This window comes from Anaerococcus sp. Marseille-Q7828 (assembly GCF_949769285.1).
GTDB lineage: Bacteria > Bacillota > Clostridia > Tissierellales > Peptoniphilaceae > Anaerococcus.
This window is the reverse complement of the sequence record NZ_OX458331.1, coordinates 552,027-566,053: the sequence shown is the minus strand read 5'-3', so window position 1 is coordinate 566,053 and position 14,027 is coordinate 552,027. Positions and strand designations below refer to the sequence as shown.

At 34.6% G+C, this 14,027-nt stretch carries 15 protein-coding genes; 5 read left to right on the top strand and 10 right to left on the bottom strand.

Features of this window, described 5'->3' with window-relative positions; all coding sequences use genetic code 11:
• Positions 1–10: 10 nt before the first annotated feature.
• Complete coding sequence (locus tag QNH69_RS02720) at positions 11–958, top strand: nitronate monooxygenase (protein ID WP_282929078.1); 948 nt, start codon at positions 11–13, stop codon at positions 956–958.
• A gap of 16 nt (positions 959–974) precedes the next feature.
• On the opposite strand, the gene QNH69_RS02715 is transcribed toward QNH69_RS02720, so the two are convergent.
• From QNH69_RS02715 to rpmH, 10 genes are all read right to left on the bottom strand, one after another.
• Positions 975–1,733, bottom strand: coding sequence for a type II CAAX endopeptidase family protein (locus tag QNH69_RS02715; protein ID WP_282929077.1), 759 nt, complete (start codon positions 1,731–1,733; stop codon positions 975–977).
• A 175-nt stretch (positions 1,734–1,908) separates the two neighbouring features.
• The gene (gene tnpA, locus QNH69_RS02710; protein WP_084593708.1) at positions 1,909–2,409 is read right to left on the bottom strand and encodes an IS200/IS605 family transposase; all 501 of its coding nucleotides are present in this window, start codon (positions 2,407–2,409) and stop codon (positions 1,909–1,911) included.
• A gap of 150 nt (positions 2,410–2,559) precedes the next feature.
• Positions 2,560–3,183, bottom strand: a complete 624-nt coding sequence (rsmG, locus tag QNH69_RS02705; protein ID WP_282930185.1) for a 16S rRNA (guanine(527)-N(7))-methyltransferase RsmG — start codon at positions 3,181–3,183, stop codon at positions 2,560–2,562.
• Between the two features lie 7 nt (positions 3,184–3,190).
• Positions 3,191–5,086: a tRNA uridine-5-carboxymethylaminomethyl(34) synthesis enzyme MnmG gene (gene mnmG, locus QNH69_RS02700; protein WP_282929076.1), complete on the bottom strand. Its 1,896-nt coding sequence runs from the start codon at positions 5,084–5,086 to the stop codon at positions 3,191–3,193.
• Complete coding sequence (gene mnmE / locus QNH69_RS02695; protein ID WP_282929075.1) at positions 5,073–6,437, bottom strand: tRNA uridine-5-carboxymethylaminomethyl(34) synthesis GTPase MnmE; 1,365 nt, start codon at positions 6,435–6,437, stop codon at positions 5,073–5,075. The genes mnmG and mnmE overlap by 14 nt, the downstream gene beginning before the upstream one ends.
• Before the next feature lie 164 nt (positions 6,438–6,601).
• The gene (locus QNH69_RS02690) at positions 6,602–7,786 is read right to left on the bottom strand and encodes a protein jag (RefSeq protein WP_282929074.1); all 1,185 of its coding nucleotides are present in this window, start codon (positions 7,784–7,786) and stop codon (positions 6,602–6,604) included.
• Positions 7,752–8,504, bottom strand: coding sequence for a YidC/Oxa1 family membrane protein insertase (locus QNH69_RS02685; RefSeq protein WP_282929073.1), 753 nt, complete (start codon positions 8,502–8,504; stop codon positions 7,752–7,754). The genes QNH69_RS02690 and QNH69_RS02685 overlap by 35 nt, the downstream gene beginning before the upstream one ends.
• 21 nt (positions 8,505–8,525) lie before the next feature.
• Positions 8,526–8,741, bottom strand: a complete 216-nt coding sequence (gene yidD, locus QNH69_RS02680) for a membrane protein insertion efficiency factor YidD (RefSeq protein WP_073998672.1) — start codon at positions 8,739–8,741, stop codon at positions 8,526–8,528.
• On the bottom strand, positions 8,731–9,081 hold the full coding sequence (gene rnpA, locus QNH69_RS02675) for a ribonuclease P protein component (RefSeq protein WP_282929072.1): 351 nt from the start codon (positions 9,079–9,081) through the stop codon (positions 8,731–8,733). Before rnpA ends, yidD begins: the two co-directional genes overlap by 11 nt.
• Before the next feature lie 47 nt (positions 9,082–9,128).
• Complete coding sequence (gene rpmH / locus QNH69_RS02670; RefSeq protein WP_044567037.1) at positions 9,129–9,263, bottom strand: 50S ribosomal protein L34; 135 nt, start codon at positions 9,261–9,263, stop codon at positions 9,129–9,131.
• Between the two features lie 699 nt (positions 9,264–9,962).
• Here rpmH and dnaA point away from each other — a divergent pair.
• The 4 genes from dnaA (at position 9,963) to recF (ending at position 14,003) form a co-directional block, all read left to right on the top strand.
• A complete protein-coding gene (gene dnaA / locus QNH69_RS02665; RefSeq protein WP_282930184.1) occupies positions 9,963–11,363 on the top strand; it encodes a chromosomal replication initiator protein DnaA in 1,401 nt (466 codons plus the stop codon).
• Between the two features lie 229 nt (positions 11,364–11,592).
• Complete coding sequence (dnaN, locus tag QNH69_RS02660; protein ID WP_282929071.1) at positions 11,593–12,705, top strand: DNA polymerase III subunit beta; 1,113 nt, start codon at positions 11,593–11,595, stop codon at positions 12,703–12,705.
• A gap of 9 nt (positions 12,706–12,714) precedes the next feature.
• Positions 12,715–12,921: an RNA-binding S4 domain-containing protein gene (locus QNH69_RS02655; protein ID WP_282929070.1), complete on the top strand. Its 207-nt coding sequence runs from the start codon at positions 12,715–12,717 to the stop codon at positions 12,919–12,921.
• The gene (recF, locus tag QNH69_RS02650) at positions 12,921–14,003 is read left to right on the top strand and encodes a DNA replication/repair protein RecF (protein WP_282929069.1); all 1,083 of its coding nucleotides are present in this window, start codon (positions 12,921–12,923) and stop codon (positions 14,001–14,003) included. Before QNH69_RS02655 ends, recF begins: the two co-directional genes overlap by 1 nt.
• The last annotated feature ends 24 nt before the right edge of the window (positions 14,004–14,027 follow it).

Below are 14,027 nucleotides of genomic sequence, written 5' to 3'. Positions count from 1 at the left end.
GGAGAAATATATGAATATAGCAGAATTATTGAATATAAAATATCCTATCATACAAGGTGGGATGGCGCGCATATCGCGTGGCAAATTGGCGGCAGCAGTTTCAAATGCAGGTGGTCTAGGCCTAGTAGGAACAGGCGGACTTTTTACCGATGAATTTATAAAAGAATATGAAATTGCCAAAGAATTGATAGATGATGACAAGTACTTTGGTGTTAACCTAGTATTGATAGAGCCAGACAGAGAAGAGAAATTAGAATTTATCAAAAATTCTGATGTAAAATTTGTGACTATTTCTGGTGGAAATCCTGCCAAATATGTTCCTATATTAAAAGAAGCGGGTAAAACAGTATACTGTTTGATTGGTAATTCAAAAATGGCCAAAAAATGTGAAGACCTTGGGGCAGATGGTGTAATACTAGAAGGTCTTGAAGCAGGAGGTCACTTATCTAAAGCAACATCTATGGCTTCCCTTATACCAACTATCAAGGCTACCAAACTTCCAGTAGTAGCTGCAGGAGGGTACGCTGATGGCGCTCAAGTACTTGCAGCCCAAGTTATGGGAGCAGCTGGAGTACAAATGGGAACAAGATTTTTAGTAGCTGATGAGTGTGAAGTTCACGATGGTTATAAGGAAGCTATAATAGAAGCCAAAGAATACGAAACAGATATCACAGGAACATTGGCAGGAGATCCAGTAAGACAAATCGCCAATGATATGACCAAACAAAGTTTGGAATACGAAAAACGTGGGGCAAATGAAGAAGAGTTTATCAAACTTTATACAGGTACTTTAAAACGTGCAGTTTTTGAGGGCGATAGAAAAACAGGCTCTATGATGGCTGGTACTTCTATTGGTCTTGTAGATGAAAAACAAAGTGTTGCAGAAATATTTGAAGAACTAAAAGAAGAATACAATAAAGCTTTAGAAGATATAGAAAAAGCAAAGAAGTTTTTCTAAGATAAAAAATCAGCCCTTAGGCTGATTTTTCTCTGCAAATTTTTACCAAAAAGTAAAGTCCAAATATTATAGAAATGATAGTGATGGCAGATATGACTGTAAGTGCTTTTGGAAAAAAGGCTGGCAAAACAGCCACTGCATTATTACTCATATGAACTATAATATTATCCTTTATATTTGCCCTATGATAATAAATTAGTGATAGAACAATTGCTAGGAAAAATGTATTAATACCTTGCAATAGGTTCATATGAAAGAGGCCAAAAAGCAAACCATTTAAAATAAGTGATGCTGGTAAAGAAAACATCTTCTTACACTCAGCAAATACATATCCTCTGAAAAGATACTCTTCTACTATAGGTGCTACGATAACTAATACTAGTATTTGAATTACTGTTTCAAAAGTATTGGTTGTGCCAAAAGCTGTGTTTAGCATGTCATATGAATTTTTTACCAAGGCATTATCTTCACCAAGGGCCATTACTACCTGGCTTAAAAGTATATTTCCAAAACCAGCTGTTCCAAGACCAATAATTATCATCTTCCAAGAGTCTTTTAAAATACCCCTGTCGTTTATATATAGATTTTTTTTCTTAATAATCAAATAAGTGCAAACTCCAAATACAAGTTGTGAGAGTAGTACGACGATAATCCCTGCACCGGAAGTATTAGGATTAAATCCTGCTAAACCTAGAAAAACTCCAACAAGTGCCGTTAAAATAATAAGCAAGACTAGGCTTCCAATAATTTTTAAAAATTCCTTTGTTTTACTCATAATATTCCTTTCATCTTTTTTACATATATACCCAAATGTTTCATGTGAAATCAGAACTACCAGCTTAGCTGGTAGTTTCCACAGCGCCTAGAAGGCGCGAATACCGGCACGCCCCTATTGGGGCTCCGAGTATTATCTCCACATGCACCACTTTCTCAGCTTCTGCTTAAGCAGTTTATTTATTGCTTCTTTTTACTGACTCTCCCGTAAACGGGTCATAGTATTCCTTGATACTTATTTGATCCGCATAATAGTCTTCTTTTAGTTGATTTTGTATATATTCTTTTATCATTTTCTCATTTCGCCCTACTGTATCTACGTAATAACCTCTACACCAGAAATGTCTGTTTCCATATTTATATTTTAAGTTTGCGTGTCGATCAAATATTATTAGTGAACTTTTTCCTTTTAGATATCCCATTATTTCTGAGATACTATATTTTGGTGGTACTTCTATAAGCATATGGACATGATCTGGGCACAGCTCCGCTTCTATTATGTTTATTCCTTTTCTTTGACATAGTTCTCGTAGTATTTGACCTATGTCTTTTTTTAGTTTCCCATATATTTCTTGTCTTCTAAATTTCGGGGCAAATACTATATGATATTTACATCTCCATTTTGTATGTGATAAACTATTGTTGTCCAATTTATTCTCCTTGTTTTTATTGTGCATGTGGTTATCACAATTATATTACAAGTGAGAATTTTTTGGTCTTGAAGCTAAAGCTTAATCCCTCCACCTGCATAGCAGGTGGTTTTTTGTTTCGCTCACATTCGTTCGCTCAACTCACTTAAGTGAACGCAACAAAAAATCCTTTGAATTTTACAAAGGATTCTTTTTAGGGAGATTCTTTCCCCTTGGATATTGTTTTTTTGTTGGATGAACTTTTTCGACGATTATATTTACTCTCTCGTTGCCATCTAGGTCAAATCGGTCAATCTTTTTAACCTTGCCGCCCAAGACCTTTATAGCGTTTTTAGCTTGTTCTAATTCCTCATCAGCCTTAGGACCTTTTAATGCTATAAATATACCGCCTGTTTTTAAAAAAGGTAGGCAGTATTCTGTTAAGGTGGACATATTTGCTACAGCACGACTTACAACTACATCGTAAGTTTCACGTTTTTCCTTAGCAAAATCTTCTGCCCTTGTATGAATAGCAATGGCCTTATCAAGACCAAGCTTTTCAATTACTTCATTCATGAAGTTAACTTTTTTGTTAACGCTATCTATAAGAGTTAGGTCTATGTCTTTTTCTATACGTAATGGTATGCCTGGAAATCCTGCACCAGCTCCTATGTCTAATACTTTAGAACCTTCCTTTATATAAGGTAATACAGAAAGTGAATCTTGGTAGTGTTTAATCTCAATTTCTTTTGGATCTGTAATACTTGTTAAATTGGTATGAGAATTTACTTCCAATAAATAGTCAGTATAAATTTTATACATTTTTTCCTTATCCACTAACTTCTCCTGTCTTTAATCTAATGAGCAGTACATTTATATCTGCAGGGCTAACTCCAGAAATCCTACTAGCTTGTCCAACTGAATCTGGTTTGATATCATTTAACTTTATAGCCGCTTCTTTTTTAAGTCCTGCAATCTTTTCATAGTCGATATCTTCTGGCAATTTCTTTGCTTCAAGTTTTTTAAATTTCTCTATATCAGCCATTTGTTTGGCAATATAACCCTCGTATTTGATTTCAGTTTGAACTTGAATTTGTTGGAATTTTGGAAGCTCAGGTCTATCTGGGTCAAATACTGCGAGAGTTTTATAATCAAGTTCTGGTCTTTTTATTAAATCGTATAAAGAAACTCCAGTTACAAGTGGGTTTGATCCTAGTTCTTCTAACTTTTGATTGGTTTCTTTGGTTGGCGTCATCATTATTTTTTTAAGTCTTGCTTTTTCATTCTCAATGGCTTGGTATTTGCTAAGCATTTTTTGATAGCGTTCTTCGTCTACCAAACCAATCTTGTAGCCTTTTTCAGTCAACCTATGATCAGCATTGTCTTGGCGCAAGGTTAAACGATATTCGCACCTACTTGTCATCATACGATAAGGTTCATTAGTTCCCTCAGTCACTAAGTCATCTATAAGAACACCAATATAGGCATCTGAACGGTCAAGGATAAATGGATCATGGCCCTTGATTTTAAGTGCTGCATTTATTCCTGCCATAAGACCTTGGCTGGCAGCTTCTTCATAGCCACTAGATCCATTGATTTGGCCAGCAAAATATAAGCCAGAATAAGCCTTTGATTCCAAAGTAAGGTTAAGCTCGCGTGTATCAATCATATCGTACTCGATGGCATAGGCTGGTCTCATTATCTTGGCGTTTTCTAGACCAATGATAGTTTTGTAAAATTCCATCTGAACTTCTTGAGGCATAGATGAAGATGCACCTTGAACGTAGATTTCATCAGTTGACAAAGACTCTGGTTCTAAGAAAATCTGGTGGGTATCCCTATCTGCAAATCTAATCATCTTATCTTCAAGGGATGGGCAATAACGAGGTCCAATTCCTTTTACCTTGCCACCATAAATAGGGGAGCGGTCGATGTTATCCATGATGATTTTCTTCGTCTCTGGCGTTGTGTAGGTTAGATAACAATTTTCTTGTTTTGCTCCAGAAAAATCTAAATCTTCGTTAGCAAAAGAAAATGGAACAATCTCACCATCACCTGCTTGAACTTCTGTTTTCGAAAAGTCTATAGTCTTGCGGTCAACCCTAGCTGGGGTTCCTGTCTTAAAACGTCTTAGAAAAAATCCCATTTCTTCTAAGCAATCAGATAGATGTGTTGCTGCAGAAAGACCATGAGGGCCAGAAACTTTTTCAAATTCTCCTATTAGAATCTTTCCATTGAGGTAAGTTCCTGTACAAACTATGACAGCCTTGCATGGAAAGATTGCCCCTTGAATTGTTTCACATGAAACAATTTTGCCATCTTCATAATTTATCTTATCAACTTCTTGCTCGAAGATGTCAATGTTTTCTTGATCTTCTAGGACCTTTTTCATTACTTCGTGATATTTTCTCTTGTCAGCTTGAACTCTAAGTGAGTGAACAGCTGGACCCTTACTGGTGTTTAGCATCCTAGATTGTATGAAGGTCTCATCAATAATCTTAGCCATTTGTCCACCCAAAGCATCAACTTCACGTACCAAGTGACCCTTGCCTGTTCCACCAATGTTTGGATTGCATGGCATATCTGCTATTGACTCTAGACTTGTTGTAAGGATTAGGGTAGACATACCCAAGCGAGCAGAGGCTAGAGCTGCTTCACAACCTGCATGGCCTGCACCAATTACAACTACATCATAGGATTTTTGTACATATTTATTTTCCAACACAAAACTCCTTAAATACTTTATCCATTATCTCATCTGAAACTGATTGACCTATTATTAGACCCAGGTCGTCATATGATCCTCTTAGGTCAACTTCTACTGCATCAAGAGGTATGCCTATCCTTATATCTTTAAGTGAAGAGGCTAATTTTTCTCTTGCAGAATTTAAAAGTCTTTCATGTCGAGTGTTTGTAATCAAAACTGACTCGCGATTGATTTCACTAGTATCAAATATATCTGTTATAGTTTCTTCCAGCTTATCTATGCCTATATTTTCTGTCATGGAAGCTTCTATTATAGGAAGGTCCAGAGCAAATTTTGACTTATCAAATTTAGTATCCAAATCTTGTTTGTTTAAGATTATGATAGTGTTTTTATCCTTGATAAGGTCTAGGATTTTTTCATCTTCATGGTCAAATTCTCTTGATGCATCAAAAATAGCTATTATAAGATCACTAGCTTGGGAAAGCTCTATTGACTTATCTACGCCAATTTTTTCTACAATATCTTCTGTATCACGGATACCAGCTGTATCGTTTATCTTCAGGGTAAAAGATCCAAGGTTGATATATTCACTGATCAAGTCACGAGTAGTACCAGGGATATCTGTAACAATGGCGCGATTTTCTTTTAAGAGGGCATTTAATAGGGAAGACTTGCCCACATTTGGCTTGCCAATAATAGTTGTATTTATACCATCCTTTATAATTTTTCCCTTATTGGAAGTGTTTAATAATTTATCAATTAGAGCTTTGGCCTGGTCCATATAAGCTATTATCTCATCTGGTTCTAGGTCTTCACCATCTTCTGTGAAGTTTATGGAGTATTCCAGACGTGATAGGGCTTCAAGTAGGACTTGTCTTATTTTCTCAATCTCGTCTTTTAGTGACCCACGAAGTTGGTTGATTCCTTGGGCTTGGCTCATGTCGTTGGTTGAATTTATAATATCCAAAACTGCCTCAGCTTGGGATAGGTCTATCCTACCATTTAAAAAGGCACGTTTAGTAAATTCACCAGGCTCGGCCAAAACTGCTCCAGAATCCAAAACCAGGTTTAATATCTTTTTGACAGAAATAAAGGAACCATGGCAATTGATTTCTACGATATCTTCGCGTGTGTAGGTGGCAGGCCCTGCCATAAAGGAAACCATAACCTCATCTATTACTTCATCGCCGTCCACAATATTTCCATATCTCATCCTGCGGTTGTCCTTTTTTCTATCTATTGGACCACCAGCAAGGGGAGAGAAAATTTTATCAATTATTTCTTTGCTCTTATCTCCACTCATCCTAACAATGGATATACCACCGGTACCAGTTGGAGTGGAAATTGCTGCTATAGTAGCTTCACTCATATATTCTCCTTTTCGTATATCCACGTCTTTGACCCGTGGTTTGTAACATAAAGATTATAAGCGAAAATATTAAAATGTCAATGTTTGTAAGGCTTTTTATAAATTTATGGCGATTTGCTTTAGTGTTTTACAGGCAAAAAAAGAGGACCCCTCTGGGTCCAGCATTATTCTTCTTCATCTTCTAGGTAAGAAACAACTACATAACGTTTTGGTTCTATGCCTTCTGAGTGGCTAGTTACATTTTCATGTTTGCTAATTTCTTCGTGGGCTAGTCTTCTTTCGTAGGAGTTCATGTATTTTAAGTTCCAAGATTTCTTGCTTCTTTGAACTTTTCTTGCAGTGTCTGCTGCAAGTTCTACAATTTTTTCATCTCTACGTTTTTTGTAATTATTGATATCTACATTTACTCTGAGGTTGTTTGCCCTTGAATCAATAGATTTTCTAATCAAAAGCTCTATGGCATCTAGAGTTTGGCCGCCTCTACCTATGGCAATGCCTGTGTCATTTTCATCAACCTTGGCATCAAGTTTGATGATTGATCCTTCTAAGTTGCCATAAACTGTAGCATTTTCGAAGTGCATTTGCTCTAAGATTTCTTCTAAAAATTCCTTGGCCTTGTAGTACTTGTCAATGTCAGATTGTTGTTTTTCCTTGGCAATATTCACCTTAGAAGAATCTGCACCTGCAGTAAATACTCTTGCTATTGACTCATCTTTGCTTTCTTCTTTTGATTCTTCTATTGAATCTTCTGCTAAATCTTCACTAGATTCGTCTTGTGGTTTTTCTTCTTCAAAAACTGGCTCTGGACGTCTTTCTATCTTGTAGCCATCATTAGTTATAGAGTCAATGTTGTGGTCCAAAACTTGGGATAAGTCTGGATTTTCCTTTTTTTCTTTTGATGAATTCTCTTGGTAAGAATTGATTTTTTGAAGTCTAGAGTATTCTCCTAAGTCTTCTTCCTCGCCCCTGATGCTTTTTATAGAATCTTCAAAGGCAGCAGAATCATATTGGTAGTCTTCCTTTTGGCTAGGGATTTCTGGCTGATCATCACTTTTGTAATTTGCAGAAGCTTCGTTTTTGTAATACTCTGATCTTTTAGAAATATTGTATGAATTTCCTTTAGAGCTATCTCTTTTGATTTCTTCTTCAAAATCAAATAAGCTTTCTTCTACACTCTCATCATATATTACTTTTACAACAGCATCCTTGCTGCCAAGGCCCAAAAATCCAGCAGATCCTTCTTCTATGACTTCTATTTCAACTTCTGATCTGTCTTTACCAATTTCATTTAAGGCTAATCTGATAGCTTCTTCTTTATTTTTTGCTTGTTTTATTATTGACTTTTTCATCTTTTACCTCATTTAATTGTTTTGGTTTTTTAACTGTGTAATGCATTATTACCATAATAATAAGTCTGATAAGAGAACTCATTGTATAGTAAAGTGGAAGACCAGCTGGTAGTCTGATAAAGGTCATAAAGAAAATTAGTGGCATAAATAAAAAAGATTTATTCATGGCACTCATTGGTCCTTCACTCATTTGAGGGTTAGTCTTCATTGAAAATAGGGTTACCAAAAATTGGGATATACTTGTAAGTAATGGCAAACCGAACCATAGTGGGTCTGCAAGTGTTAGATCTGGCACCCAGTAGAAATCTCTTCTAAGATTTTCTATGCCCTCAGGGAAGACAAAGGTTTTTGTATCGTTCATAACTCTAAATAATCCAAAGAGGATTAAAAGTTGAAAAATCATCATAAGACAAGATGAAATACCTGGATTGACACCCTCTTCCTTATATAGCTCTTGCATCTTTTTTTGCATGATTTGTTGGTCATAGGAATATTTCTTTTGGATTTCATCCATCTTAGGTTTTATTCTTTGAGTTTGTTCAGCCTGTTTTTGGCTGGAAATTGTAACTGGTATTGTGATTAGGGAAACTAAAAGAGTCATAATAATGATTGCTATGGCATAATAAGAAATGTTTTCTGGTTCTACACCGGTTGCTGATAGCGAATCATATATCCATCTCATTAGCTTGCCCAAAATGCTAGCTAAAAAATTTATCATAATCTCTCCATATAATATAAATTAAGGGACAGGGTCATATCCACCCTTGGAAAAAGGATTGCATCGTAAAATTCTCCACACAGACATCAAAAATGCTTTTACAAATCCATACCTTCTAAAACACTCAATAGCGTAGCTAGAACAGGTTGGATGATATTTGCACTTTCCAAAGCCAAGTTGTGGAGAAATGTAGTTTCGATAAAATATAATGATTTTTATAAAAATTTTATTTAACATAAAAAATCTTATTCTTTTTAAATGCTTTGCTAAGTACGTGACCTAGAGATTTCTTAAGTCTGATGTAGTCAAATTCTGTGACATGCTTTTTTGGAATGATAACAATATCAACTCCATTGAGATTTTTGTAATTATTCCTTACTATATCGCGTAGTTTTCTCTTAAGTTTATTTCTTTGGTTGGCCTTACCAATCTTTTTGCTTATAGGAAAACCAAAGCGGGGATGGGAGAGGCCATTGTTTTTGATCAATACAGTAAAGTCTCTATTAAAAAAAGCTTGATTCTTTTTGTATACTCTCTGAAAGTCAGTATCTTTTCTTAAACTTATTCGCTTTTCCATCTATGTCCTTAAATCTAAGTAAAAAAGCAAAACTTATGGCTTATAAATTAAGCTGAAAGTCTTTTTCTGTTTTTCTTACGTCTAGCTTTAATAACGCGTCTGCCACCTGGTGTTGACATTCTTTTTCTAAAACCATGATCTTTAGCTCTTTTTCTTCTATTTGGTTGATAGGTTCTTTTCATTATTACACCTCCTCATAAATTTTGACTCATATTATTATATGTAGAAATAGCTATTCTGTCAAGGTTTTTTAGCTCTTTTAATCCTAAATTAGCTATGAATATTTGCCATGAATAAAAATTCTTGGATTTTCCTTATAAATATACCAAATTTTAGAGAATTCTCTTATATTTTTTCAATGTGGATAAATATTTTGGGAAGAATTTTTATCAACAATATTTGAACACTTATCCAAATGAAAAAAAATTAATATATGTGAGTATAAAAAAATCAAAATCCCATTATATGGACAAAATCAAAATAAAATTATAAAAACTATAAATAAATACACAGACTTATCCACATATCAACAATTAAAAATCTTAAATAATAATTTTCTTGGGGAGTTTTCCCAAAACTTATTAACAAGATGTGGATAACTTGTACAAATCTCTATTTTATAGTATAATTTGAGGTGTAAAAATATATGGAAAAGCCAGTTTTTGCTTTTCATAGGTTATATTTTTGTGGAAAAGTTTTAATTTTTTTTATTTTTCTCGATTTTTTATAATTTTAATCTCATAAAATAGAGCTTTATTTAAAATTTTTCAACTTATCCACAATTTAATCCACATTAGTGGATAAGTCCTATTATTTGGTCTAATCCTTTAAATATAGGTCTTTATACTTGTGGAAAGATTTTTACTAAGAAAGGCTTGATGATGATCAATTTAGAATACATTACAGATGAATTAAAAAATGAAATGAAAATGAATATTCCAGATGAGAGTCAATATTACACATGGATAGATATTTTAAAACCATTAAATCTCTATGAAAATACTCTGTATTTGGAAATACCAAAGTCCAATATGATTTTCGTTTACGATAAGATATGGACCCCGTCCCTCCAAGAAAGCTTGGATAGGATTACAAAAGATGAGCCTGGCCACTATAAGGTCGTGGTTGTTGCAAGGGATTCTGATTCATATTCTAGAATCTTGACCTTGGGCAATAACTTTGATGACGATGGGCAGATGAGGATAAAGGGAGTAAACAAGTATCCAAAGCCACTTTTGGATAGGAACTACACCTTTGAAAACTTCATCCAAGGCAAATCCAACCAATACGCCCTAGCTGTTGCCAGTGCAGTTACTGAAAATATCATAAATGGCCACCCTAATAAGGTCTACAACCCTCTATTTATATATGGAGATTCGGGCCTTGGCAAAACTCACTTGATGCAGGCCATAGCCCATAAGATCCTTGAAGAACGCGACGACTTATATGTCATGTATATATCTAGTGAACGCTTTACAAATGAGCTTATAGCAAGTATCCAGCCAACTAGCAGGTCCAAAAACCAAAATTTAAACCAAGAATTTAGGGACAAGTACAGGTCAGCAGATATCCTCCTTATAGACGACATCCAGTTTCTATCTAATAAGGAAGGTACACAAACGGAATTATTCCACACCTTCAATGACCTATACTATGCTGATAAGCAAATAGTCCTATCATCAGATAGACCTCCTCTTGAGATCAAAGACTTGGAAGATAGGTTACTTTCAAGGTTTTCTTGGGGTATTACCGTTGATATACAAAAACCAGATTTTGAGACAAGGGTTGCCATACTCCAGAAAAAATCTGATGAATTAGGTGCCTTTATAGATAATGAAATATTGACCTATATAGCTGAAAATATCGATACAAACATTAGAGATTTGGAAGGTGCTTTATCAACAGCCATTGCCTACGCCAAGGGAGATGGGAGAAATACCATAAACCTTGAAGATGCGACAAAGGGGATCAATACAAGGTCCATCCACAAGAGAAAGCACATCAATATAGGCGATATACAAAAAAAGGTAGCAGAGAAATATGCTATAAAAGTTTCCGACCTAAAGGGCAAGAGCAGGAAAAAGGAGATAGTCAATCCAAGGCATATAGCCATGTACCTATCAAGAGATTTGACCGATTCATCCCTTGTTACTATTTCAAATGCTTTTGAAAGAGATCATACTACCATCATGCATGGCATAGATAAGGTAAAAGATCAGATGGAAAGCGACGAAGATTTTAAAACAGAAGTAGAAGATTTGAGAAATTCTTTGACTGACTAAGGGCAAAATGTGCATAACTTTTGGGATAAGCTTGTGGATAAGTAAATTTAAAATTTATAAAAATAATCTCAAAATGATATGTGGATAAAGTCCCAACTTATACTTGGTTTATCCACAGGATCTTTTGTATAAGTAATGGCTTGATATAAAGCTTTACTTGACTTTTCCACATATATACAGGCCCTACTACTAATACTACTAAATATATATAGTTATATGAGGAGACACCATGAAATTTGAAGTTAAACAAAATGAGCTGATAAATGCTATCAATATTGCCAACAGGGCAGTATCCAAAAACACCAATATACAAATTCATGAATTAATATACTTTGAAGCAAAAGAAGATAGACTCTCACTGACTGCTTTTGATGGAGAAATCACAATCAAGACCTTTATAGAAGCAAGAGTAATGGAAGAAGGCGAGATGGCCTTAAAGGCAAATCTATTTACTAATATCATTAGAAAACTTCCTAATGACATTGTAAAGATAGAAAGTAAGGATGGCAAAATCTCTATAAGAAGTCAAAATTCTAACTTCAACCTTCTTGCCTTTGAGTATTTTGAAAAACAAGACCTAGAACTTCCAGATACATCACCACTAGAGATATCAAATGATAAATTAAAAAGATCAATTCTACAAACAGAATTTGCTACAAGCTTAGATGAAACTAAGCTAGCTCTTACAGGAATTCTATTTGAGCTAAAAGATGCTAGTCTAAATATGGTGGCTCTTGATGGCTACAGGGTAGCCTTAAAGAAAAACTCTATGGACTACCAATCAGAATACGAAAATAGCGAATTTATCATACCAAAGAGATCTCTTATGGAATGGTCAAGGATTATAGCTGATGATTCTATTACCAAAATATATAAAAATGAAAATGACTTAGTTTTCCAAGCTGAAAACACTACTATGTATTGCAGAGTAATAGATAAAAACTATATAGACTACAGAAATATCATTAATAAAACATCAGAAACGAGTGTTATAGTTGACAAGGCTAAGCTAGTATCTGCCCTAGACCGTGCCCAAGTTTTGTCAGACCCAGGTAGGGCAAATCTTATCAGAATAGAAATTGCCGAAAACCACATGATTATCAAATCAAATTCTGAAATAGGAGATGTAAAAGAAGTTATAGAAATAGACCAAGAAGGGCCAGACCTTAACATAGCCTTCAATGCTAGATATATGCAAGAGGGTGTCAGAGCCTTTGACAGCGACAAGATCAAACTTAATTTCAAATCTTCCCTAAATCCATGCTTGATAGATCCAGTTGACAGCAAATACGAAGATGAAGAATTTACCTACCTAGTTCTTCCAGTAAGGCTAGCAAATTAGGAAAAAACTATGGAAGAATTAGAATTTCAAACAGAAATGATAACATTAAAAGATTTGCTAAAAGTTACCCAATTGCTCCCATCTGGTGGTATTGCCAAGGCAGTGATCAAAGATGAGGGAGTAATAGTAAATGGAGAAGATTGCTTTTCTCCAGGCAAAAAACTCTACAAAGGCGACTGGCTAATCTTTGATGATGTCAAAATTACTATTTTATAATGTGGATTAAAAATATAAGCTTAGATTCATTTAGAAATTATGATAAGGCAGATGTAGAATTTTCTAAGGATATAAATATCTTTATAGGCGATAATGCCCAGGGCAAGACAAATTTGTTGGAATCCCTTTATTATCTGGCCAATGCTACAAGCTTTAAGAAGATTAGAGATAAGGACATTATTTCCTTTGATAAGGAGAGGATGTCCCTTGAAGGCATTATTAGAAAAGATAAGTATTTTAAGCACGTTTACATAAATGTTGACCAAAACAATAAGAATATCTATGTAAATGAAGTAAAATATGAGAGAAACAAAGACTTAAAGGCCCTCTTTTCCTTGGTGCTTTTTACACCAGAAGATTTGCTTATAATAAAAGAGGGACCAAATTTAAGGCGAGACCTAATTGATGATATAATAATAAGTGTAGATTTTTCCTATAAGCAGATCAAAAAACAATATGATAAGCTTATTTTTCAGAGAAATAAACTTTTGAAAAACCAAAAAAGTCCATATTTTGAGGACCAAGTAGGAGCCTTCGACAAAAATCTTTGCCGTTTTGGCTATAGGATCTATAAGAAGAGGGCTAAGATTACTGAACTTATAGGAAGATTTGCTAATGAATATCATGATTTGCTCTCAGAAGGCAAAGAGGATTTAAAAATAAACTATAGGCCTGATATAATGGCCACTAGCCAAGAAGATTATTACCAAAAGTTTATAAAATCCTATGACCTAGACAAAAAGTATCAGACGACAAAAGCTGGCATCCACAAAGACGAGATAGAAATCACCATAAATGATAAGCTAATCAAAAATTTTGGATCTCAAGGCCAGCAAAGATCAGCAATACTAAATATAAAACTAGCCCAAGTAAGATTGATAAGGGAAGTGACAGGTGATAAATCTGTCATTTTATTTGATGATGTTTTCTCAGAACTTGACGAAAAAAGATCCCACTTCCTCTTAGAAAACCTAGAGGGCTACCAGACAATTATTACAGCTACCAATACCAAGAGCTTGGATATGGTGGATAAGTCTTCCCTTAGATACATAAATAATGGCAAAATCTATCAAAACTTATGATAAGGGAGATTTTAGAAAGGAAAA